23 protein-coding genes are annotated in these 17,298 nt (G+C 73.8%); 12 read left to right on the top strand and 11 right to left on the bottom strand.

Annotated features, from left to right (window positions below; translation table 11 throughout):
• The first annotated feature begins 10 nt into the window (after positions 1 to 10).
• The 5 genes from ACFWTC_RS05030 (at position 11) to ACFWTC_RS05010 (ending at position 3,158) form a co-directional block, all read left to right on the top strand.
• Positions 11 to 355 carry a thioredoxin family protein gene (locus ACFWTC_RS05030; protein WP_383919404.1) on the top strand — a complete coding sequence of 115 codons (345 nt, stop codon included), beginning with the start codon at positions 11 to 13 and terminating at the stop codon, positions 353 to 355.
• 237 nt (positions 356 to 592) lie between these two features.
• Positions 593 to 1,780, top strand: coding sequence for a cytochrome P450 (locus ACFWTC_RS05025; protein WP_384026228.1), 1,188 nt, complete (start codon positions 593 to 595; stop codon positions 1,778 to 1,780).
• A gap of 20 nt (positions 1,781 to 1,800) precedes the next feature.
• The gene (locus tag ACFWTC_RS05020; protein WP_383919558.1) at positions 1,801 to 1,995 is read left to right on the top strand and encodes a ferredoxin; all 195 of its coding nucleotides are present in this window, start codon (positions 1,801 to 1,803) and stop codon (positions 1,993 to 1,995) included.
• Positions 1,996 to 2,208: 213 nt separating this feature from the next.
• On the top strand, positions 2,209 to 2,562 hold the full coding sequence (locus ACFWTC_RS05015) for a DUF1304 domain-containing protein (protein ID WP_383919399.1): 354 nt from the start codon (positions 2,209 to 2,211) through the stop codon (positions 2,560 to 2,562).
• Positions 2,559 to 3,158: a TetR/AcrR family transcriptional regulator gene (locus tag ACFWTC_RS05010; RefSeq protein WP_384026231.1), complete on the top strand. Its 600-nt coding sequence runs from the start codon at positions 2,559 to 2,561 to the stop codon at positions 3,156 to 3,158. Before ACFWTC_RS05015 ends, ACFWTC_RS05010 begins: the two co-directional genes overlap by 4 nt.
• A 66-nt stretch (positions 3,159 to 3,224) precedes the next feature.
• Here ACFWTC_RS05010 and ACFWTC_RS05005 read toward each other — a convergent pair whose 3' ends face one another.
• Positions 3,225 to 3,431, bottom strand: a complete 207-nt coding sequence (locus tag ACFWTC_RS05005) for a cold-shock protein (RefSeq protein WP_383919393.1) — start codon at positions 3,429 to 3,431, stop codon at positions 3,225 to 3,227.
• 234 nt (positions 3,432 to 3,665) lie between these two features.
• Positions 3,666 to 4,061, bottom strand: a complete 396-nt coding sequence (locus ACFWTC_RS05000) for an HGxxPAAW family protein (protein WP_383919392.1) — start codon at positions 4,059 to 4,061, stop codon at positions 3,666 to 3,668.
• A 106-nt stretch (positions 4,062 to 4,167) separates the two neighbouring features.
• On the opposite strand from ACFWTC_RS05000, the gene ACFWTC_RS04995 reads away from it, so the two are divergent.
• Positions 4,168 to 4,692, top strand: a complete 525-nt coding sequence (locus tag ACFWTC_RS04995; RefSeq protein WP_383919389.1) for a MarR family transcriptional regulator — start codon at positions 4,168 to 4,170, stop codon at positions 4,690 to 4,692.
• A 66-nt stretch (positions 4,693 to 4,758) separates the two neighbouring features.
• Positions 4,759 to 6,246 carry a DEAD/DEAH box helicase gene (locus ACFWTC_RS04990; RefSeq protein ID WP_383919386.1) on the top strand — a complete coding sequence of 496 codons (1,488 nt, stop codon included), beginning with the start codon at positions 4,759 to 4,761 and terminating at the stop codon, positions 6,244 to 6,246.
• Positions 6,247 to 6,363: 117 nt separating this feature from the next.
• Here ACFWTC_RS04990 and ACFWTC_RS04985 read toward each other — a convergent pair whose 3' ends face one another.
• From ACFWTC_RS04985 to ACFWTC_RS04960, 6 genes are all read right to left on the bottom strand, one after another.
• Positions 6,364 to 6,834 (bottom strand): hypothetical protein, encoded by a 471-nt coding sequence (locus ACFWTC_RS04985; RefSeq protein ID WP_383919383.1) that lies wholly within the window; start codon positions 6,832 to 6,834, stop codon positions 6,364 to 6,366.
• On the bottom strand, positions 6,831 to 7,103 hold the full coding sequence (locus tag ACFWTC_RS04980) for a hypothetical protein (RefSeq protein WP_383919380.1): 273 nt from the start codon (positions 7,101 to 7,103) through the stop codon (positions 6,831 to 6,833). The genes ACFWTC_RS04985 and ACFWTC_RS04980 overlap by 4 nt, the downstream gene beginning before the upstream one ends.
• A gap of 89 nt (positions 7,104 to 7,192) precedes the next feature.
• Positions 7,193 to 7,840, bottom strand: coding sequence for a GNAT family N-acetyltransferase (locus ACFWTC_RS04975; RefSeq protein ID WP_383919377.1), 648 nt, complete (start codon positions 7,838 to 7,840; stop codon positions 7,193 to 7,195).
• A 62-nt stretch (positions 7,841 to 7,902) separates the two neighbouring features.
• Entirely contained in the window at positions 7,903 to 8,637 is a 735-nt protein-coding gene (locus ACFWTC_RS04970; RefSeq protein WP_384026234.1) for an SDR family oxidoreductase, read from the bottom strand.
• Between the two features lie 120 nt (positions 8,638 to 8,757).
• The gene (locus ACFWTC_RS04965) at positions 8,758 to 9,315 is read right to left on the bottom strand and encodes an SRPBCC domain-containing protein (protein ID WP_383919372.1); all 558 of its coding nucleotides are present in this window, start codon (positions 9,313 to 9,315) and stop codon (positions 8,758 to 8,760) included.
• A gap of 87 nt (positions 9,316 to 9,402) precedes the next feature.
• A complete protein-coding gene (locus tag ACFWTC_RS04960; RefSeq protein ID WP_383919369.1) occupies positions 9,403 to 10,518 on the bottom strand; it encodes an NUDIX domain-containing protein in 1,116 nt (371 codons plus the stop codon).
• A gap of 218 nt (positions 10,519 to 10,736) precedes the next feature.
• Here ACFWTC_RS04960 and ACFWTC_RS04955 point away from each other — a divergent pair, with 218 nt between their 5' ends.
• Together ACFWTC_RS04955 and ACFWTC_RS04950 are read left to right on the top strand one after the other, a co-directional pair.
• Positions 10,737 to 12,497 (top strand): VanW family protein, encoded by a 1,761-nt coding sequence (locus ACFWTC_RS04955; protein ID WP_384026238.1) that lies wholly within the window; start codon positions 10,737 to 10,739, stop codon positions 12,495 to 12,497.
• The gene (locus ACFWTC_RS04950) at positions 12,488 to 13,723 is read left to right on the top strand and encodes a DUF418 domain-containing protein (RefSeq protein ID WP_383919363.1); all 1,236 of its coding nucleotides are present in this window, start codon (positions 12,488 to 12,490) and stop codon (positions 13,721 to 13,723) included. The genes ACFWTC_RS04955 and ACFWTC_RS04950 overlap by 10 nt, the downstream gene beginning before the upstream one ends.
• A 159-nt stretch (positions 13,724 to 13,882) precedes the next feature.
• Here ACFWTC_RS04950 and ACFWTC_RS04945 read toward each other — a convergent pair whose 3' ends face one another.
• Both ACFWTC_RS04945 and ACFWTC_RS04940 read right to left on the bottom strand, forming a co-directional pair.
• A complete protein-coding gene (locus ACFWTC_RS04945) occupies positions 13,883 to 14,062 on the bottom strand; it encodes a hypothetical protein (protein ID WP_383919360.1) in 180 nt (59 codons plus the stop codon).
• 47 nt (positions 14,063 to 14,109) lie between these two features.
• Entirely contained in the window at positions 14,110 to 14,256 is a 147-nt protein-coding gene (locus ACFWTC_RS04940; protein WP_383919357.1) for an AraC family transcriptional regulator ligand-binding domain-containing protein, read from the bottom strand.
• A gap of 278 nt (positions 14,257 to 14,534) precedes the next feature.
• Here ACFWTC_RS04940 and ACFWTC_RS04935 point away from each other — a divergent pair, with 278 nt between their 5' ends.
• The 3 genes from ACFWTC_RS04935 to ACFWTC_RS04925 all read left to right on the top strand — a co-directional run bounded on the left by ACFWTC_RS04935 (position 14,535) and on the right by ACFWTC_RS04925 (position 16,328).
• On the top strand, positions 14,535 to 14,867 hold the full coding sequence (locus ACFWTC_RS04935; RefSeq protein ID WP_383919354.1) for a hypothetical protein: 333 nt from the start codon (positions 14,535 to 14,537) through the stop codon (positions 14,865 to 14,867).
• A gap of 307 nt (positions 14,868 to 15,174) precedes the next feature.
• Entirely contained in the window at positions 15,175 to 15,564 is a 390-nt protein-coding gene (locus tag ACFWTC_RS04930) for a hypothetical protein (RefSeq protein ID WP_383919351.1), read from the top strand.
• 107 nt (positions 15,565 to 15,671) lie between these two features.
• Complete coding sequence (locus ACFWTC_RS04925; RefSeq protein WP_384026241.1) at positions 15,672 to 16,328, top strand: DedA family protein; 657 nt, start codon at positions 15,672 to 15,674, stop codon at positions 16,326 to 16,328.
• A gap of 78 nt (positions 16,329 to 16,406) precedes the next feature.
• Here ACFWTC_RS04925 and ACFWTC_RS04920 read toward each other — a convergent pair whose 3' ends face one another.
• A complete protein-coding gene (locus ACFWTC_RS04920) occupies positions 16,407 to 17,051 on the bottom strand; it encodes a dihydrofolate reductase family protein (protein ID WP_383919346.1) in 645 nt (214 codons plus the stop codon).
• Positions 17,052 to 17,298: the final 247 nt, after the last annotated feature.

Here is a 17,298-nt window from a genome sequence, read left to right as displayed (position 1 = left end):
AGCGCCGCGCATGGCACGTCGGGTGCACCAGCCCCTGGAGGACCAGGAGTTCGACTTCATCCTCTCGATGACGCCGGGGCCGGTCCTCGCCTACTTCTGCGGGACCTGGCCCAAGGCCGTCGAGGCCTGCCGGGCGATGGACGCTCTCGTGGCCGAACTGTCGCAGGAGCAGGAGTACGGGACCCGGTTCACGGCCGTCCGCACCGACATCACCCGCTGCCCCGGCCCGACCAGGCGCTACGGGGTGACCGGCGCCCCGACCGCCGTGCTCCTCAAGGACGGCGAGGTGGTCGCGAGCCAGGCCGGGCCGATGACCCGCGAGGAGTTCCGGGGGTTCCTGGACGCCCACCTCTGAGGGGTCGGCCCGCCGGAGGCCGCCCGCCCGGGGCCCTCAGGCCCGCAGGTCCGGGCCCGCGTGCCGGGGCCGCATGCCGGGGCCGCATGCCGGGGCCCGACCGGACCGGTCCGCGTGCGCCGACCGGGCCCTGTGGGCGAACTTGGGTGATCTGGCCGAAAGTGGCATGGGTGGGATAGGTGCCTCAGGCATGTAATGGAGTCCGGCAAGACGGAACCATCGCATGCGAGGTGCTTCATGTCAGAGACCGTCGCGTTCCCCCAGGACCGAACCTGCCCCTACCACCCGCCGGCCGCGTACGAGCCGCTGCGGAAGGGCCGCCCGCTCTCCCGGGTCACCCTCTTCGACGGCCGCTCCGTATGGGTCGTCACCGGGCACGCCGAGGCGCGCGCCCTGCTCTCCGACGGGCGGCTGTCCACCGACCGCGAGAACGCCGCCTTCCCCACCCCCTCCAGGCGGTTCAAGGGCCTGAAGGTCCGCCGCACCGCCCTGCTCGGGGTCGACGACCCCGAGCACAACACCCAGCGCCGGATGCTGATCCCCAGCTTCACGCTCAAGCGGACCGCCGCCCTTCGCCCGCGCATCCGCGAGACCGTCGACCGGCTGATCGACGAGATGGTGGCGGCGGGTCCGCGCGCGGAACTCGTTAGCGCCTTCGCCATGCCGGCGCCCTCGATGGTGATCTGCGCCCTGCTCGGGGTCCCGTACGGGGACCACGAGTTCTTCGAGGGGCAGTCGCGCCGGCTGCTGCGCGGCCCGGAGGCCGCCGACGTGGAGGGCGCCCGGCGGCAGCTCGACGCCTACCTCGTCGAGCTCGTGGAGCGAAAGCGCCGGGAGCCGGGCGACGGACTGCTCGACGAACTGATCGCCCGGCGCCTGGAGACCGGCGAGGTCGACGTCGAGGAGCTGGTCTCCCTCGCCGTGATCCTGCTGGTCGCCGGGCACGAGACCACCGCCAACATGATCTCCCTCGGCACGTTCACCCTGCTGCGGCACCCCGAGCAGCTGGCCGAACTGCGCGCCGAGCCGGAGCTGATGCCGGCGGCTGTCGAGGAGCTGATGCGGTTCCTGTCGATCGCGGACGGAATGCTGCGGGTGACCACCGAGGACATCGAGATCGGCGGGGTGACGGTCCGCGCCGACGACGGGGTCGGCTTCTCCACCTCCGTCATCAACCGCGACGGGGCGGTCTTCGAGGAACCCGACCACCTGGACTGGCACCGGCCCCACGGGCACCACGTGGCGTTCGGCTTCGGCATCCACCAGTGCCTGGGCCAGAACCTGGCGCGCGCGGAGATGGAGATCGCGCTGGCCGCGCTCTTCGAACGGCTCCCGCGGCTGCGGCTGGCGGCCGAGCCGGACCGCATCCCCTTCAAGCCCGGCGACACGATCCAGGGCATGGTCGAACTCCCCGTGGCGTGGTGAGGGGCGTGCCGCCCGGCCGCGTGGCGATCGCCATCGACACAGGCGCGTGCATCGGAGCCGGCCAGTGCGCGCTGGCCGCGCCCGGGGTTTTCACCCAGGACGACGACGGGATCAGCGCGCTCCTCCCGGGCCGCGAGGACGGCGCCGGCAGCGCGCTGGTGCGCGAGGCCGCCCGGGCCTGCCCCGTCTCGGCCATTTCCGTGCGGGAGGCCTGAGGGCCGGGGCCCGGGAGCCGGGGGCCGGGAGGTCGGGCCTGGGAGCCGGGGGCCGTGGTGCAGGTCGGGGGCCGGGCCCTGCCGGAGCGCGCGGACGGGCCCGGCCCCCGCCCCGCGCCAAGGCCGCCGCCAGGACTTCCTGTACAGTTGTCCAGGAAGCGGGGGACCGCCGCTCGCCGCCCTGCCCGACCCTTCCGAGAAGCGGAGCCGGCCATGCACACGGTCGCCCAGATCCTCATCGCCCTCGTCGCCGCGCTGCACGCGTACTTCCTGGTGCTGGAGATGTTCCTGTGGCAGCGCCCGCCGGGTCGCGCCCTGTCCGGCTTCGACGCGGAGACCGCCCGCCTGACCGCCCCTCTCGCGGCCAACCAGGGGCTGTACAACGGGTTCCTGGCCGCGGGCCTGGTCTGGGGGCTGGTCATCGACTCGCTCGCCACCCAGGTCTTCTTCCTCGCCTGCGTGATCGTCGCCGGCATCTTCGGGGCCGCCACCGCCAACAAGCGCATCCTGTTCGCCCAGGCCCTGCCCGGCGCGCTCGCCCTCGGCGCCGCGCTGCTCGCCGCGTGACCCCTCAGGACCCGCGCCCCGGCGCGCGTCCCGACGCACGCGCCGAGGATCCCCGTACGGCCCGGACGAAGGCCAGGCTGCGCGAGGCGCTGCTCGCCGAGTGCGCGGGCCGTCCGCTCGCCGAGGTCAGCGTCTCCGCGGTGGTCCGCCGGGCGGGCGTCGGCCGCGCCACGTTCTACCTGCACTACGAGGACCTCACCGCGCTCGCCGTGGACGCGTGCGCCGACGTGGTGCACGCCGGCGTCGACGCCCTGCACGCCTGGCAGACCGGCCCCTGCGCGCGCCCCCCGGTCCGGCCGCCGGCCGCACTGGCCGACTTCCTGGCCGGCGCGGCCGGGCGGGCGGCGCTGTACCGCACCCTGCTGCTGCCGGGCGGCGGCGGACCCCTCGGCGACCGGCTCCACCGGGAGCTGCGCGAGCGCGCCCGCGCCGAGCGCGCGGCCGCCGGCGCCCCCGACGCGGAACTCGTCGCCTCGGCGGTGGCCGCCACCTTCACCGGGGTCCTCGCGGACTGGCTCCACGACGGCATCCCGGCGGATCCGGCCGGCCTGGCGGACCGCCTGTGGACGCTGCTGCTGGCGCTGCACCGCGCCTGAAACGCGCGTGAGCCCCGCCGGACGGACCGGCGGGGCTCACCTCACGGGCGGGCCCGTGAAGCGGCACTACGAGAGGGGAACCACCCGCTCAGCCTGGGGACCCTTGGGGCCCTGGGTGACGTTGTACTCGACCTTCGCGTTCTCCTCCAGCGACTTGAAGCCGGTGGACTCGATGGCGGAGAAGTGCACGAACACGTCCGGGCCGCCGTCGTCCTGCTGGATGAAGCCGAACCCCTTCTCGGAGTTGAACCACTTCACGATGCCTGTTGCCATCTTGCTGATCCTTCACGACGTTCCACTGCGGGCCGCACACGCGGCCGTCTTCGATCCTGCCTGACGGCCCTGCGCACCACACGCTCAACGCGGCCAACCGTGGCGCGGCGCCGACTCGAACTTCTGACCACCTCGTCCGCACATCGGGGGAATCGCGCTGCGGGGGCGCCCCCGGCCGCCCAGGACGCGCAGGACGCGCAGGACGGCGCGGACCAGGACGGCGGACGAGGCCGCTCAGGCCGACACGGACCCGGCCGACACGGCCGTGCGGGGTCCGGCTTCCACCGCCGGCGAGCCGGCCCCGGCCACGAGGCCTCCCGCGCGGGCCCGGCGCGGTCCGCCGATCCGGCAGCCCAGGCAGTCGGCGTGCCCCGCGTGCGCGGCGGTGTCCCGGACCCGCCAGTCGCGGCGGGAGGCGGGGCGGGGTCCGCTCGCCTTGCCCCATCCGGCGAGGTGCAGCCTCCACGTGGCGACGCCCGCCACGGCCACCACCGCGAGGCCGATCCAGATGCCGGGGACCCAGGCCGCGCACACCGCGGCGCCCGATCCGGTGAAGCCCATCAGGGCCAGTGTGGTGCCGGTCCATCCGGCCACGGTGTGGCCGAGGTCGACGTCGCCGTGCGCGCTCATGATTCTCCCTGGTCGTACGGGCGGCACTAGGCTCGGAGCGGGACGCTTACTTCACGAAATAAGCATCTCACGAGCTAAGTAACTTAGACACTAAGGAGTATCTGGCGTGCAGGGCAAGTCCCGCCCTCCGGCCACCGCCGGGGAGGCGCTTTCGCGCATGGACCACTACGTCGCCGTGGGCATCGTCGGCCAGCAGGAGATGGCGCAGCTCCTCGGGCTGAACGTCACGGACCTGACCTGCCTGGGCCACATCCTGGGCGCCGGGGACGCCCCCCTCGCCGCGGGGGACCTCGCCGAGCTGGTGAACCTCACCACGGGAGCCGTGACGGGGGTCCTCAACCGCCTGGAGCGGGCCGGATACGCGCACCGCCGGCCCGACCCGGCCGACCGGCGCCGGGTCCGCGTGGTGGCCGACCCGCAGGCCGCGGTCCGGGTCTTCGCGGTGTACCAGCCCTTCTACGACCGGCTCGGGGCACTGTTCGCCGACTACACGCCGGACGAGATCGCGGTGATCGCCGACTGGTTCGGGCGGGCGGCCGGCGAGGCCCGCGCCCATCTGGCGCAGGTGCGGGCCGGGGAGCTGTCCGCGACCCCGCCCGGGGCCGGGGAATCGGCCGCCGGGGAGGACTAGGGCCCGCTGGTACCATGGGCGGTTGACCATCTTTTGTTCTCGCTGTGCTTCTTCGAAAGGTTCTGCATGAAGAACCCGTCAGTTCATGGGCGCTTCGGTGTGAAGGCGGGTGCGAAGGGCGGTGGCAAGTCCGCCGCCAAGCCCACGCGCACCCTCGGACCGCAGGGCGAGTTCTCGATGCCCCGGTCGACGACGCCGGCGCTCCCGCCGGTGGCGTCGTTCTCCGAGCTCGACCTGCCCCTTGAGCTGGTGAAGAAGCTGGCCGACCTGGCGGTGAAGGACCCCTTCCCCATCCAGGCCGCCACCTTGCCGAACGCCCTGGCCGGCCGCGACGTCCTGGGCCGCGCCCAGACCGGATCCGGCAAGACGCTGGCCTTCGGCCTGGCCCTGCTGGCGCGCACCGCGGGCCGGCAGGCGGACCCCAAGCGCCCGCTCGCGCTGGTCCTCGTACCGACGCGCGAGCTGGCGCAGCAGGTGACCGAGGCGCTGACCCCGTACGCCGACGCCCTGAAGCTGCGGATGGTCACCGTCGTCGGCGGCCTGTCCATCGGCCGGCAGGTCAGTGCGCTGCGCACCGGCGCGGAGATCGTGGTGGCCACCCCCGGACGCCTCAGCGACCTGGTGGGCCGGCGGGACGTGCACCTGGAGCGCGTGAAGATCGCCGTGCTCGACGAGGCCGACCAGATGTGTGACATGGGCTTCATGCCGCAGGTCACGGAGATCCTGGACCAGGTGCACCACGCGGGGCAGCGGATGCTGTTCTCCGCGACCCTGGACCGCAACGTGGACCAGCTGGTCCGGACGTACCTGAAGGACCCCGTCGCCCACTCCGTCGACCCGCAGGCGGGCGCGGTGACCACGATGGACCACCACGTGCTGCACATCCACGCGGCCGACAAAATCTCGGCGGCGACGGAGATCGCGGCGCGCGAGGGGCGGGTGCTGATGTTCCTCGACACCAAGCACGGGGTCGACCAGTTCGTGAAGCACCTGCGCGCCATGGGCGTACGGGCCGAGGGCCTGCACAGCGGCAAGTCGCAGCCGCAGCGCACGCGGACGCTGGCGCAGTTCAAGACCGGCGCCGTCAACGTGCTGGTCGCCACCAACGTGGCCGCGCGCGGCATCCACATCGACGACCTCGACCTCGTGGTCAACGTCGACCCGCCCGCCGACCACAAGGACTACCTGCACCGCGGCGGCCGTACGGCGCGGGCCGGCGAGTCCGGCCGGGTCGTCACGCTCGTCACGCCGAACCAGCGCCGGGACATGGTCCGGCTGATGGCCGACGCCCGCATCCGGCCGGAGATCACCCAGGTGCGCTCCGGCGAGGCGGCGCTCAGCCGGATCACCGGGGCCAAGGCGCCCTCCGGGGTGCCGCTCGCCGGCGCCGCGCCCACCGACGCCAAGGGCAAGCCCTCGGGCTCCGAGCTGGGCTTCCGCGGCATGGGCCGGCGCCCGGGGCGGCCGGGCCGGGGCAAGGAGTCCCGCAAGACGGCGGAGGCCCGCCTGACGGCGGAGGCGCGCGCCGCGGCCCGCGTCCGCAAGGCCAACTGACGCAGCTTCGAAGGACCTTCGGTCCTCACCCGCAGGCCCCCTCTCCGGAGGGGGCCTGTCGCGTTCCCCCGCGCCCCGGGCGTGGCCGGGCCGCCGGTCCCGGCGCCGGGAGCCGCGTCAGGCCGGGGTGTGTTTGCGCAGGCGTTCGGCGGCGGCGTTGCGGACACGGCGAGTGCGGGCGTCCGCGGCGAGCAGGGTGAGGGCCTCGTACGAGGCCACCGACCGGACGGCGGTGCGCTGACACCAGTCGGAGGCCGCGGTGAGCTCCGCCGCCGACCAGGGGCCACCCCCGTCGACGGCCCGCAGCAGGGTCCACTCGCGCAGCCGCCGCTCGGCGAACGCACGGCCCGCGAGGGCGGCGGCCAGGGCCGTGGCCCAGGCGGGGAACTCCTCGTCGGCCAGCAGCCGTTCCGCCCGGCGGTCGAGGTGGGTGACCACGGCGCTCTCGGCCATCACCGGGTCGGGGTCGCGGAGTACGGCGGACACCGCCTCGACTTCGGCGGCCGTGTCCGGTGCGGCGGCCAGGGCCTCCACATGCCGGGCGTAGCGCCAGTGTTCGGCGGGGGCGTCGTCGTCCGGGTCGCTCACCGTGCGGCGCCTTCCCCGAGGTGCCCGGCCCACGACCCGTCCGGACGTTGCCGCCAGTCGATCCGGACCGTGCGGCCGTGGAGTCCGGCGGCCCGGCGGACCGTCCCGGCCGCACGGTCCTTGGCCTGTTCGGCGTCCACGACGTCCGGATCGGGCCGCCCGCACCCGACCCCGGCGACGGACTGTGCCCGGCCGTCCCGCGCGGGCACGACCAGGACCGACGTCGGCATGCCGATGGCCGGTGGCCGCTGTTTCTTCCCTCTCGCCATGCCTCCATTCCACACGACTGCCGTGAACGGCCGGTGATCAGGGTGCCGTCGGGGCCTCGTCGGGATGTCGGCCGGGTGCGCCGGCGGCCTCAGTCGGCGCGGGGCAGCATCAGTGATTCCGCGCCGACCGGGCGGAAACCGGCCGCTTGGAAAGCGCGGATGCTGCGTGCGTTGCCGGTGGCCTGCTGGGACCAGACCGGTCGGCCGTCCGGCACCAAGTGGCGTGCGGCGCGTGCGAGTTCCCGGCCCAGGCCCCGGTGGCGGACGTCCTCGTCCACCTCGACCGCCGTCTCCCAGCGGCCCGCGACGCCCCGGCCCAGGACGATCACGCCGCCGTCCGCGGCCCAGACCCGTACGCCGTCGCGGCGCCGCAGGGCCCGCCGTACGCGGGGGTGGTCCGGGTCGGCGAGCTCCCGCAGTGCCAGCGGCGGCTCGCCGGGAAGCGGAGCGGCCACGGTGAGGAGGTCGATCGTGTCGGTGGCGCGGCCGGTGCGTTCCAGCAGCGCGGCCAGGAACCGCGGGTTCATGGTGGCGGCCAGCGCGTCGCAGTCCAGGGAGGCGAGGGTGGCGCGGACCCACTGCGGGTCCTCGTCGGTGAACACCACGGAGTGCGCGGTGAAGGCGATGACCCCCGCGTCGCGCCGGTTCGGCTGGGGCACCACCGTGGTGCCCCCGTCGGGCGGCGGGAAGCGCCCCCCGGCGGCCGCGTCAAGGATCTCCGCCAGTGTCGTGGCCATCGTGTCCGCCTCCGTGCCTGCTCCCACTCCCACTCCCGTTCCCGTCCCTGCCCCCGTGCCCGTCATACCTGTTCGAAGGTGAAGGACTTGATGAAGCAGTCGCGGGGCTGGCCGACGGCGAAGAAGATGCAGTCCAGCACCGACTGGGCGGTGAGCTGGTCCTTCGAGGTGCGCGGGGCGTTCTCCCAGGCGTCCGACAGCGGGTCGTGGTTGTCGAAGTCCGGCGGGTAGAGGGAGATCACCCGGACGCCCCGGTCGCGGAGCCTGTGGGAGAGGAGCTCGGTGAAGCCGGCCTGGGCGCTCTTGGCCGCGTAGAAGGCGCCGTGCGCGTCGGACCGGTGGTTGCCGGTCTCGCCGCAGCCCGAGACCATGGTCACGATGTCCGGCTTCGACGACTCCAGGAGGAGCGGGAGGAAGGCCTTGGTGGCCAGGACGGTGCCCGTGGCACCGGAGGCCAGGGTGTCGACGACCTCCTGGTCCGAGGCGGACAGCAGGTCGGTGCCGTGCTGGTAGCGCGATCCGTTGTTGACGAGCACGTCGACGTGGTCGGTACGGGCGGCCACCGCGGCGGCGAACTCCCGTACCGAGGCGGGGTCGGTGAGGTCGCAGGCGTAGGCGTGGACCCGGTCGGCGTCGTGGCCCTGGGCGAGGATCTCCGCGCGGACGGCCTCGGCGGCGCCGAGGGTGCGGGCGGACAGGTGGACCTCGGCGCCTCGGGCGGCGAACCGGAGGGCCAAGGTCCGCCCGAAGTCCCGTCCGGCGGCGGTGATGACGACGCGGTGGTGTTCGAGTGCCATGCCTGCGCTCCTGGTTCGTGGGCGTTACACATGATCTCAGGCGCGGGGCAGGGCCGTTCGGGCGGGGCGGGTGTGCCGGACCGCGTCGGCGAGGGCCGTCAGCCCCGCGGGCGCCGCGGCTCAGTTGCCGGGGTCGGCGCCGCGCCGGCGGGTCTCGTGCGCCTCGTGCCCGCCCGTCCCCTGGTCGGCGTCGTGTCCCGGTTCGGGCAGCGGAGCCCCGGTCTCCAGCAGGGTCTTGAGGCTGGAGGCGAGCAGCGGCCAGGCCCGCCCGCACATGCCGATCAGGGTCCCGCCCGGCTGGAAGCCCTCGTGCAGGACGGTGAGCCGGGCGAGGGTCTCGCCGACGGGCTCGATCTCGTACGTCACCTTCGTGCGGCGTTCCTTCGCCAGCTCGGCCCGCAGCTCCTCGCCGATGCCGACGGCGGCCGCCCATTGCGGGGTGAAGGAGTGCCAGGTGTAGGAGAGCCGCCGGTCGGGGACGCAGTCCAGGACCACCTGGGCGGGGTCGCTGGTGCGGGCCCCGCGCTCGATCCAGTCCATCGTCGAGCCCACGGCCCAGTCGGTCTCGAAGCTCGTGCCCCAGTACCGGCGGGTGAGGGCGGGTTCGGTGAGGGCCTGCCAGACCCGGGCGGGATCGGCCTGGATGTACAGGGTGTAGGTGATCGCGCTGTCGCTCATGGCCCCATGCTGCGGGACCGGGGGCCCCGGCGGCCGGATTTCCCGGTCATGGCGGCTGGCCGGAGCCGCGGGGCCGGGCCCGCGCCGTCACCAGCGGACGGCCTCCCCGGGCAGTTCGGTGGGCGGGATGCGGGCGGGAGCCGGCAGCGACAGCCGGGTGCGCGCCGCATGGACCGCCGCGAGCTCGTGTTCCCCGGCCGGTCCCCAGTCGCTCAGCTCGCGGACCTGCTCGGGAGTGGCCAGCAGCCGGGCGTACGCCGGGTCGGCGGCCGGGGCCGGGCCGGTGAGGCGGGCCGCGGTGCGGACGTGGGCCCCGTCGGCGGTCAGCCGGTGGCCCAGCGGAGCGGCGCCCGCGGTGGGTCCGGCGTCCGGGGGCGGAAGGTGGGCGGCGCCGGTGGCGCGGGCGATCAGGAGCAGGACCCGGCCGTCGGGGGCGAACAGCCAGCCCGAGCGGTCCCGTACGGTCTGTCGCGCGGGTACCGGGCCCGGGTGCCAGGTGCCGTGCTGCGGGGTGCGGCGGGTACGCAGCACCCCGAGCCGGTCGAGGGCCGTGGGTGTGGTGGGGCGGCCGTCCTCCAGCAGGGCGGTGCCGCGGCCGGCGATCCGGGCGCGCAGGGCGGACAGGGTGCGGCGGGCGTCCCCTGGGTCCATCAGGGCCGGCAGGTCGGCGGGCTCGGCGAACTGGATGCCGGTGATCTCCTGGGCGGGGAGGCGGACGGCGTCGATCCGGTCCGGGGTCCAGGTGCCGCCGTCGTAGACGTACAGGACCTCGCCGGGGAACCGCATCGCCGGCGGGAAGCCGGGGGTCTCGCGCGGGATCCAGTCCACGGCGAGGCCGCGCGGGTACCGGCCCTCGACGCCCAGCTCCTCGCGCACCTCGCGGGCCGCGGCGGCGGACGGGGACTCGCCGGCGTCGACGGCCCCGCCGGGGAGAAGCCGGTCGGCCCGGTAGTCGACGCTCTGGACGAGGACGCGGCCGTCGGCGTCGGTGACGAGGACCACCGCCCCGGTCCACAGGGCGGCGCGCGAGGCGCCGTACGCCTCCGGGGTCATCCAGGTGCCCGCCGCCTCGGCCCCGGCCCGGCCCGGTGCCGCACGGCCGGGCGGCTCCGTGCCCGGTGCCGCCCGGCCCGGTGCCGCCACGCCCGGTGCCGTCTGTACCGTCTGGCCGGGCGCGGCCGTGTCGTCGGTCAGGTGCCGCATCGGAACTCCGTTCACCGTGGGTGGACCCGCCGGTGGTGCAACAGCGGCCGCGGCTCCCGGGTTACGGCGCTCCCGCCCCGGAGGCCGAACTCCGCGCTTTGCCGGTTCTATACCTCCTTATTACCTGGTTATGTAGACCTTGGTAGCTTTCCCGTGCGGACTGGCGGCGTTGAACCCGCCGGTCCGACCATTTCACCGGACACGGAAGAGAACCCCACATGCGACGCCGTTCCCCCACGGGCCCTGCGCACTCCACGGGCCCCGCGGACGCCACGGGAAAACGGTGGTCCGTGCCGGTGCTCGCCGGTGTGGCCGGCGGCGCCGCGGCCCTCGGCTTCGGCGGCCTGTACGCCGCCGGGCTGCTCCTGGCCGGCGAGGACGTCGCCCCGGGGACGAAGGTGCGCGGGGTCGACATAGGCGGCATGAGCCGGGCCGAGGCCCGCCGGGTGCTGGATCGGGAGCTGGGCCCGTCCGCCGCGGCCCCGGTCGCGCTGCGGCTCGGCGACCGCTCCGAGCAGGCCGGCCCGGGGACCCTGGGCCTGTCGCTGGACACCGCCGCGACGGCCGAGCGCGCCGCCGGCTCGGGTTCCGACCCCTTCGCCGTGATCGGCCGGCTGTTCTCCTCCGGCGACCCGGACGTGGCGCCGGTGGTCCGCCTGGACGCGCAGGCGGCCCGCGCCGCGCTCGACGCCCTGGGCAAGAAGGCGGCGCAGGAGGTGCGTGAGGGCGCCGTCGCCTTCGAGAAGGGCAAAGCGAAGGCGGTCGCCCCCGTCACCGGTACGGCCCTGGACGTGGACGGCTCCCTGGACGCGCTGCGCGAGGCCTACCCGCGCACCTCGGCGGAGCCCGTCGTCCTTCCCGTCCGGCGGACGGAACCGCGGATCGGGAAGCAGGAGGTGGACCGGGCCCTGAAGGAGTTCGCGGAGCCGGCGATGTCCGCCCCCGTCACCCTGACCGTCGCGGGCAAGCGGATATCCGTCGGCCCCGCGGTCCTCTCCAGGCACCTGGCCCTGAAGGACGACGGAAAGGGCCGGCTCTCCCCCGGCCTCGACGCCGGGGCGTTCCTGGCCGATCCCGCGCTGGCCGGACCTCTGCGCCAGGCCGTCCCCGGCCCGGCCGAGGCCCGGCTCCGGGTCGACGGCTCGGGCCGGGTCGGCGTCGCCGAGGAGGGCCGGGCCGGCCGGCAGGTCTCCGAACAGGCCCTGAGCGGGGCGGTGCTGCCCCTGCTGACCGGGTCCGGGGCGACCGCCCGTACCGGGGAGGTCGCCACCGAGGAGGCCCGGCCCAGGCTGTCCGCGGACACGGTCGAGCAGCTCGGCATCAAGGAGAAGGTGTCCTCCTTCACCGTCTCGTTCGAGCCTGCCGCGTACCGCACGACCAACATCGGCCGGGCCGCCGAGCTGATCGACGGTTCGCTGGTCCTGCCCGACGAGACCTGGAGCTTCAACCGCAGGGTCGGCGAGCGCACCAAGGAGAACGGCTTCGTCGACGGCCTGATCATCAACAACGGCCAGTACGAGAAGGCGGCCGGGGGCGGGGTCTCGGCGGTCGCGACGACCGTCTTCAACGCCGTGTTCTTCGCGGGGGTCAAACCCGTCGAGTACGGCGCCCACTCCTTCTACATCGAGCGCTACCCGGAGGGCCGCGAGGCCACCGTCGCGTGGGGCAGCCTCGACCTGCGCTTCGCCAACGACTCGGGCAAGGCCCTGTACATCCAGGCCGAGGCCACCGAGACCTCCGTCACCATCACCTTCCTGGGCACGAAGAAGTACGAGGAGATACGCGCGGTCCAGGGCCCGCGGACCAACGTCCGCCAGCCCGCCACCCGCAAGGACAACAGCCCGAAGTGCGAGCCCCAGTCCCCGCTGGAGGGCTTCGACGTCGCCGTCGACCGCGTCTTCGTCGTGGGCGGCAAGGAGGCCAAGCGGGAGACGATGAAGACCCGTTACACGCCGCGGGACAGCGTGACGTGCGGCTGAACCGGGGTGCCGGACCGGGCGCGGGCGCGCGCACCGGGGCCGTCGGCGGCCGGCTGGCCGGGGTGGACGCCGTGCGCGGCCTCGCGGTCCTCGGCATGTTCGCCGTCCACGTCGGGCCGAGCCCGGAACCCGAGGGCGCCCGGTACCTGATGGTCGCGGCGGACGGCCGCGCACCGGCCCTGTTCACCCTCCTCGCGGGGTTCTCGCTGCTCCTCGCCCAGCGCGGCCAGGACCCGGCGGCAGCGCCCGGGGGGTGGGCCCGGCGCTGGCGCCCGCTGCTGATCCGCTGCTCCGTGCTGGCCGCGCTCGGGCTCCTCCTGGCCGCGTTGTGGCCCGGGATCCTGGTCATCCTCGCCTTCTTCGCCGTGTACTTCCTGGCCGCCGAACCCTTCACGCGGCTCTCCACACCCGTCCTGTCCGCCGTCGCGGGTGTCTCGGTGGTGGCGGGTCCGCTGCTGTCGTTCCTGCTGGGCCCGGTGTTCGGCTACGGCACGTCCGGCCGGGGCGCGGTCCCCGAGGCCACGCAGTTGACGAGCTGGTCCGGGGCCGGGGACGTGGTGTGCGAGCTGCTGCTCACCGGCGCGTACCCGCTGGCCACCTACTTCCCGTACGTGCTGGTCGGGATGGCGCTCGCCCGCCTCTGCGACGTGCGCGAGCGCGCCGTGACCCTGCGGATGGCCGCATGGGGCACGTCCGCGGCCGTCGTCGGCTACGGATCCGCCTGGCTCGCCACCCACGTGTTCGGGGCCCGTGAGCGGCTGCTGGGGGCGATCGCCGTCCACCATCCCGAGGCGATGGCCGCCGCCGACCCCGTACGGGAGGTGCTGCGCGGGCAGTTCGGCGCCGTGCCGAGCACGTCGTGGGACTGGCTGCTGGTGGCCGACCCGTACAGCCAGACCCCGTTGGAGACCCTGGGCAACGCGGGAGTGGGCTGCGCCCTGATCGGCCTGTGCGTCTTCGCCGCGCGGCACCGGACCGGAGCCCGGCTGCTGCGGCCGCTGGCCGTGCTGGGGGCGATGGCCCTCAGTGCGTACGTGGTCCACGCGTTGGTGCTGGCCGGCCCGGCGTACGGCGTCGCCTCCTGGTTCGCCTGGATCGCCTTCAGCGGCACGGCGCTGGCCCTCACCTGGGCCTGGCAACGCGCCTGGGCGCACAGCCCGGTGCGCCGGGGCCCGGTGGAACACGCCCTCCGGCTGGTCGTACAGGGCAGGACCCGGCCGCTCTGAGCCACCGGCGCCCCGTGACGATGCGCGCAGGGGGCACCCGGTCGGCCCGGGCGTGGTTTCCGCGAGGGCCGGAAGGGCAACCGGGGCGGTGACGGCTTGGCGTGGCTGCGCCAGCGGTCTCGCGGCCGGTCCACGGCGCTCGGTTCGGTTCGGTTCGGTTCAACTCCCCCGGCGCGCCCCGTCGAGGAGCTCCCGCCAGGACGTGCCCTCCTCCCGCAGCATCCTGCGCAGTGTCCGCGGGCTCGGGTGCAGCTCCCGGGACGGCTCGCCCGGACCCGAGCGGTCGAGCGGCGCGTACTCCAGCCACTGCCGGACCCGTTCCCGCAGCGGCACCGCCACTGTCAACTCCCCCAGCAGGCGGTCCGCGTAGGCCCGGTGCAGCGCGTTCAGCTCCGGGTCGCAGGGTGCCCGGCGGCGGCGAGGTCCGCGTCGGCGAGGGTGATCTCGTGCTCGGCCGCACCGAACACCACCGGGCAGCCCAGCACCCGCGCGTACGGCTCGGGCGCGCCCGTCCGCGGGTGTGCGAACGACACCGACACCCCGCTCCCGGTATACCCCTGACGGTTGCACGGCTTTGCTCGCGTGCCGCCGTTGGATCACCAGGTCTTCAGGCCATCCGGTCTCCAGGTCATCCGGTCTTCGGGTGTTCGGGTGTTCGGCTCATCCGGATCGCTTCATCTTCGGCTGTTACAGTGCAGTCCTCCAGTGACAAAAGCCTGGAGGGATCAACCGGTTTATCGTCGGGGCGGCACCAACGGCACTGGGGGCGTAGAGAATGCGCTGCGGGAGGGTTCTTTCCTTCTGTGCCACGGTGACCGTCTTCCTGGTGGCTTCCGCCCTCGCTCTCGGATTCCTCACACCGGCACTGCAGTCGGTCGAAGCGGCTGCAGTGGTGAATGCCCAGACTCATTCCCAGTGGGACGACTCGGGATTGAATCTTCCGGACGAGTCCGACGACGGGGATGTGGCGCGCCGCCACCGCAGCCAGGACTCCACGGATACCGCCACCGCGCCGCCCACCCGGGAGGCGACCGGTTCCCCGTCGCTCGATTGCCACGAGCCGGCTTCGGGCACCGCATGCCGCGCATTGCACGGCTGCGCCGCCCCGCTCGACCCGTCCCTTGCGCAGGTCCTTCGCTGCTGAGCGGCTCATCGGATGTCCATCCGGTTGATTCCAGGGCGCTCCACAGCCCTGACCCCGCTGCGCCGTCGCCTCGTATACCCAGGCTTTCCACGTCGTAGCGGTGTTGCCTCAGCTCGAACGCTCGTCGGCCCGAGTTCCGCACTTTCTCCCCCGAGAACACCCAGGTGGGCGGATGTGCCGTGGCCGCGTGCCCACCGCGTCCGCACGACATTTTCGCTGCCCGAATTCCCCGCGCGCCCCAGTGCACGCGGCCGGGTCAAGCCGGCCGTGTCCGCGGATCTTCACCTAGAAGAAAAAGGGGACAGAAGTGTCTCGCATTCGTCACACCACTGCCGGTGCCGCTGCCGTGCTGGCCCTGCTCAGCGTCGGGCTCACCACCGGCTGCGGCGCGGTGGACAAGACGATGGGCTGCGTACGTGCAGCCAACACGATCTCCACGAGCGTGAACGACCTCCAGAAGGCCCTCGAAAGCGCCGCCAACGACCCGGCCCAGGCGGACAGGGCGCTGGCGGAGATCGACAAGAACCTGGCGACGGTCGGTGACACGTCGAAGGACGCGGACGTCTCCAAGGCGGTGGCCGAACTCAAGAAGGCGGTGGCCGACGTGACCGACGCGGTGCGCGGCGGCAACCCGGCCCCCGACATCACCCCGGTGAAGACCGCCGCGGCGGATCTCGCCAAGGTCTGCTCTCCCTGAACTGGCCCGTGTACGGGCAGCTGGCATTCGATGACGGCCGGCTGCCCGCCGTTCTCGCTTTCGCCCTCGCCGTGGGGACCGAAGCCCACGGAGCTCGGAGTAGACAGATGGAGCAATTCACATTGACCGCCGAACCCACGGGCGGCATCGCGGGCTGGGCGACGAGCCTCGTCGAAACCATGGGCGGCCCTGGAGCAGGGCTGGCCATCGCGTTGGAGAACCTCTTCCCACCGTTGCCCAGCGAGGTCATTCTTCCGCTGACGGGATTCGCCGCGGGGAACGGGGTGATCAGCCTCTCCTCCGCGCTCTTCTGGACCACCGCGGGCTCGGTGGTCGGCGCGTTCGCCTTTTACCAGATCGCCAACCTTTTCGGCCGCGAGCGCATGTACGCCCTGTGGGCCCGACTTCCCCTGGTCAAAACATCCGACCTGGAGAAGACCGAAGCGTGGTTCGGCAAGCACGGAACGAAAGCCGTCTTCTTCGGCCGGATGATTCCCATCTTCCGAAGCCTCATCAGCGTACCGGCCGGCCTCGAACGGATGCCCCTGCCGCTGTTCCTTCTGCTCACCGCCCTGGGCAGCTCGATCTGGAACTTCGTTCTCATCATGGCCGGATACTGGCTGGGCGATCAATGGGAGACGGTCGAGCAGTACGTGGGAATGTTCTCGAAGGCCGTAGTGGCTCTTGTCGTCGTGGCCCTGGCCGTCACGATCGGGCGGAAAATACGCGCCCGTCGGACGGCCCGCGCCCATGAGGATGCGTAGAACCGCCGGGGAGGCAATCCCCGCGCCGGGCTGACGCCCGGGCCCCGTCAGTTGCGCGCCCGCGGGCGCGCGCGGGCCTCAGCCGTCGCTTCCGACGCCGCGATCGGGTGCGCTCATGTCGCCCGTGGCGGGAGTGCCTCCGGCGAGCCCGTAGCGCAGGTACACGGTGCCCTTCGGGCCGGCCACCGGGGGCGTGAGGAGCGTGAGGCTGGCGGGCACCGCACCGTCGTCGAACACCTTCTTGCCGACGCCGAGCACGATCGGGTGCAGCCAGAGGTCGAGGCGGTCGAAGAGCTTCTCGCGCAGGAGCGTCTGTACGAGGTTCAGGCTCCCGACGACCTTGATGTGCTCGTGCCGGTCACGGATCTCCCGCACCGCGCCGACGAGGTCCGGGCCGAGCTGCGTGGACCCGGCCCACGAGAGGTCGGGCCGGCCGCGGGAGGCCACGTACTTCGGGACGCGGTTGAAGAGCGTGGCGATCTCGTGGTCCTCGCCGCCCTCCTGGTGAGGCCAGTGGGCGGCGAAGATGTCGTACGTCCGCCGGCCGAGCAGCAGCGCGTCCGTGCCCTCGTACGCGGCGCCGATCTGCGCCCCGGCGACCTCGTCCAGCAGGGGCGCCTGCCAGCCGCCGAACGGGAACCCCACCGGGTCCTCGTCGGGGCCGCCGGGCGCCTGCCCGACGAGGTCGAGGGTCGCGAACAGCTCGATGTGGATGAGGCCCATGGCGTACTCCCTGTGCAGCGGTCGTCCCCGTCAAGGGGTAGACCTGCCAGTGCCCGCGGACTCATCGGCACGACGGGACCCGACTTCACCCGGCCGGGCGGAACGACCTCGCGCAGGCGGCGCGGAGCGGGCCCTTTCGCCGATCGGGCACCCCGCCGGTCCGGATGCGGGATCGCCCGCGCCCGGCCCACCGGACCGGTTGGGCGCGCCGTGGGTGGGCGGGGGTGGGGGACGGCCGGGAGGATTG

This window comes from Streptomyces sp. NPDC058619, from assembly GCF_042717785.1.
Lineage (GTDB): Bacteria > Actinomycetota > Actinomycetes > Streptomycetales > Streptomycetaceae > Streptomyces.
Note: the sequence above shows the minus strand (reverse complement) of the source record. Positions and strands in the feature narration are given on the sequence as shown.

Bases quoted from the DNA above. Each gene is read 5' to 3' on its own strand.
- ACFWTC_RS04975 (WP_383919377.1), bottom strand. From the start codon at position 7,840: ATGGCCACGACACTGGCGGAGATCCTTGACGCGGCCGCCGGGGGGCGC.
- ACFWTC_RS05000 (WP_383919392.1), bottom strand. From the start codon at position 4,061: ATGAGCGCGCACGGCGACGTCGACCTCGGCCACACCGTGGCCGGATGG.
- ACFWTC_RS05015 (WP_383919399.1), top strand. From the start codon at position 2,209: ATGCACACGGTCGCCCAGATCCTCATCGCCCTCGTCGCCGCGCTGCAC.
- ACFWTC_RS05005 (WP_383919393.1), bottom strand. From the start codon at position 3,431: ATGGCAACAGGCATCGTGAAGTGGTTCAACTCCGAGAAGGGGTTCGGC.
- ACFWTC_RS04970 (WP_384026234.1), bottom strand. From the start codon at position 8,637: ATGGCACTCGAACACCACCGCGTCGTCATCACCGCCGCCGGACGGGAC.
- ACFWTC_RS04990 (WP_383919386.1), top strand. From the start codon at position 4,759: ATGAAGAACCCGTCAGTTCATGGGCGCTTCGGTGTGAAGGCGGGTGCG.
- ACFWTC_RS05025 (WP_384026228.1), top strand. From the start codon at position 593: ATGTCAGAGACCGTCGCGTTCCCCCAGGACCGAACCTGCCCCTACCAC.
- ACFWTC_RS04925 (WP_384026241.1), top strand. From the start codon at position 15,672: ATGGAGCAATTCACATTGACCGCCGAACCCACGGGCGGCATCGCGGGC.
- ACFWTC_RS04965 (WP_383919372.1), bottom strand. From the start codon at position 9,315: ATGAGCGACAGCGCGATCACCTACACCCTGTACATCCAGGCCGATCCC.
- ACFWTC_RS04960 (WP_383919369.1), bottom strand. From the start codon at position 10,518: ATGCGGCACCTGACCGACGACACGGCCGCGCCCGGCCAGACGGTACAG.
- ACFWTC_RS04920 (WP_383919346.1), bottom strand. From the start codon at position 17,051: ATGGGCCTCATCCACATCGAGCTGTTCGCGACCCTCGACCTCGTCGGG.
- ACFWTC_RS05030 (WP_383919404.1), top strand. From the start codon at position 11: ATGGCACGTCGGGTGCACCAGCCCCTGGAGGACCAGGAGTTCGACTTC.
- ACFWTC_RS04980 (WP_383919380.1), bottom strand. From the start codon at position 7,103: ATGGCGAGAGGGAAGAAACAGCGGCCACCGGCCATCGGCATGCCGACG.
- ACFWTC_RS04955 (WP_384026238.1), top strand. From the start codon at position 10,737: ATGCGACGCCGTTCCCCCACGGGCCCTGCGCACTCCACGGGCCCCGCG.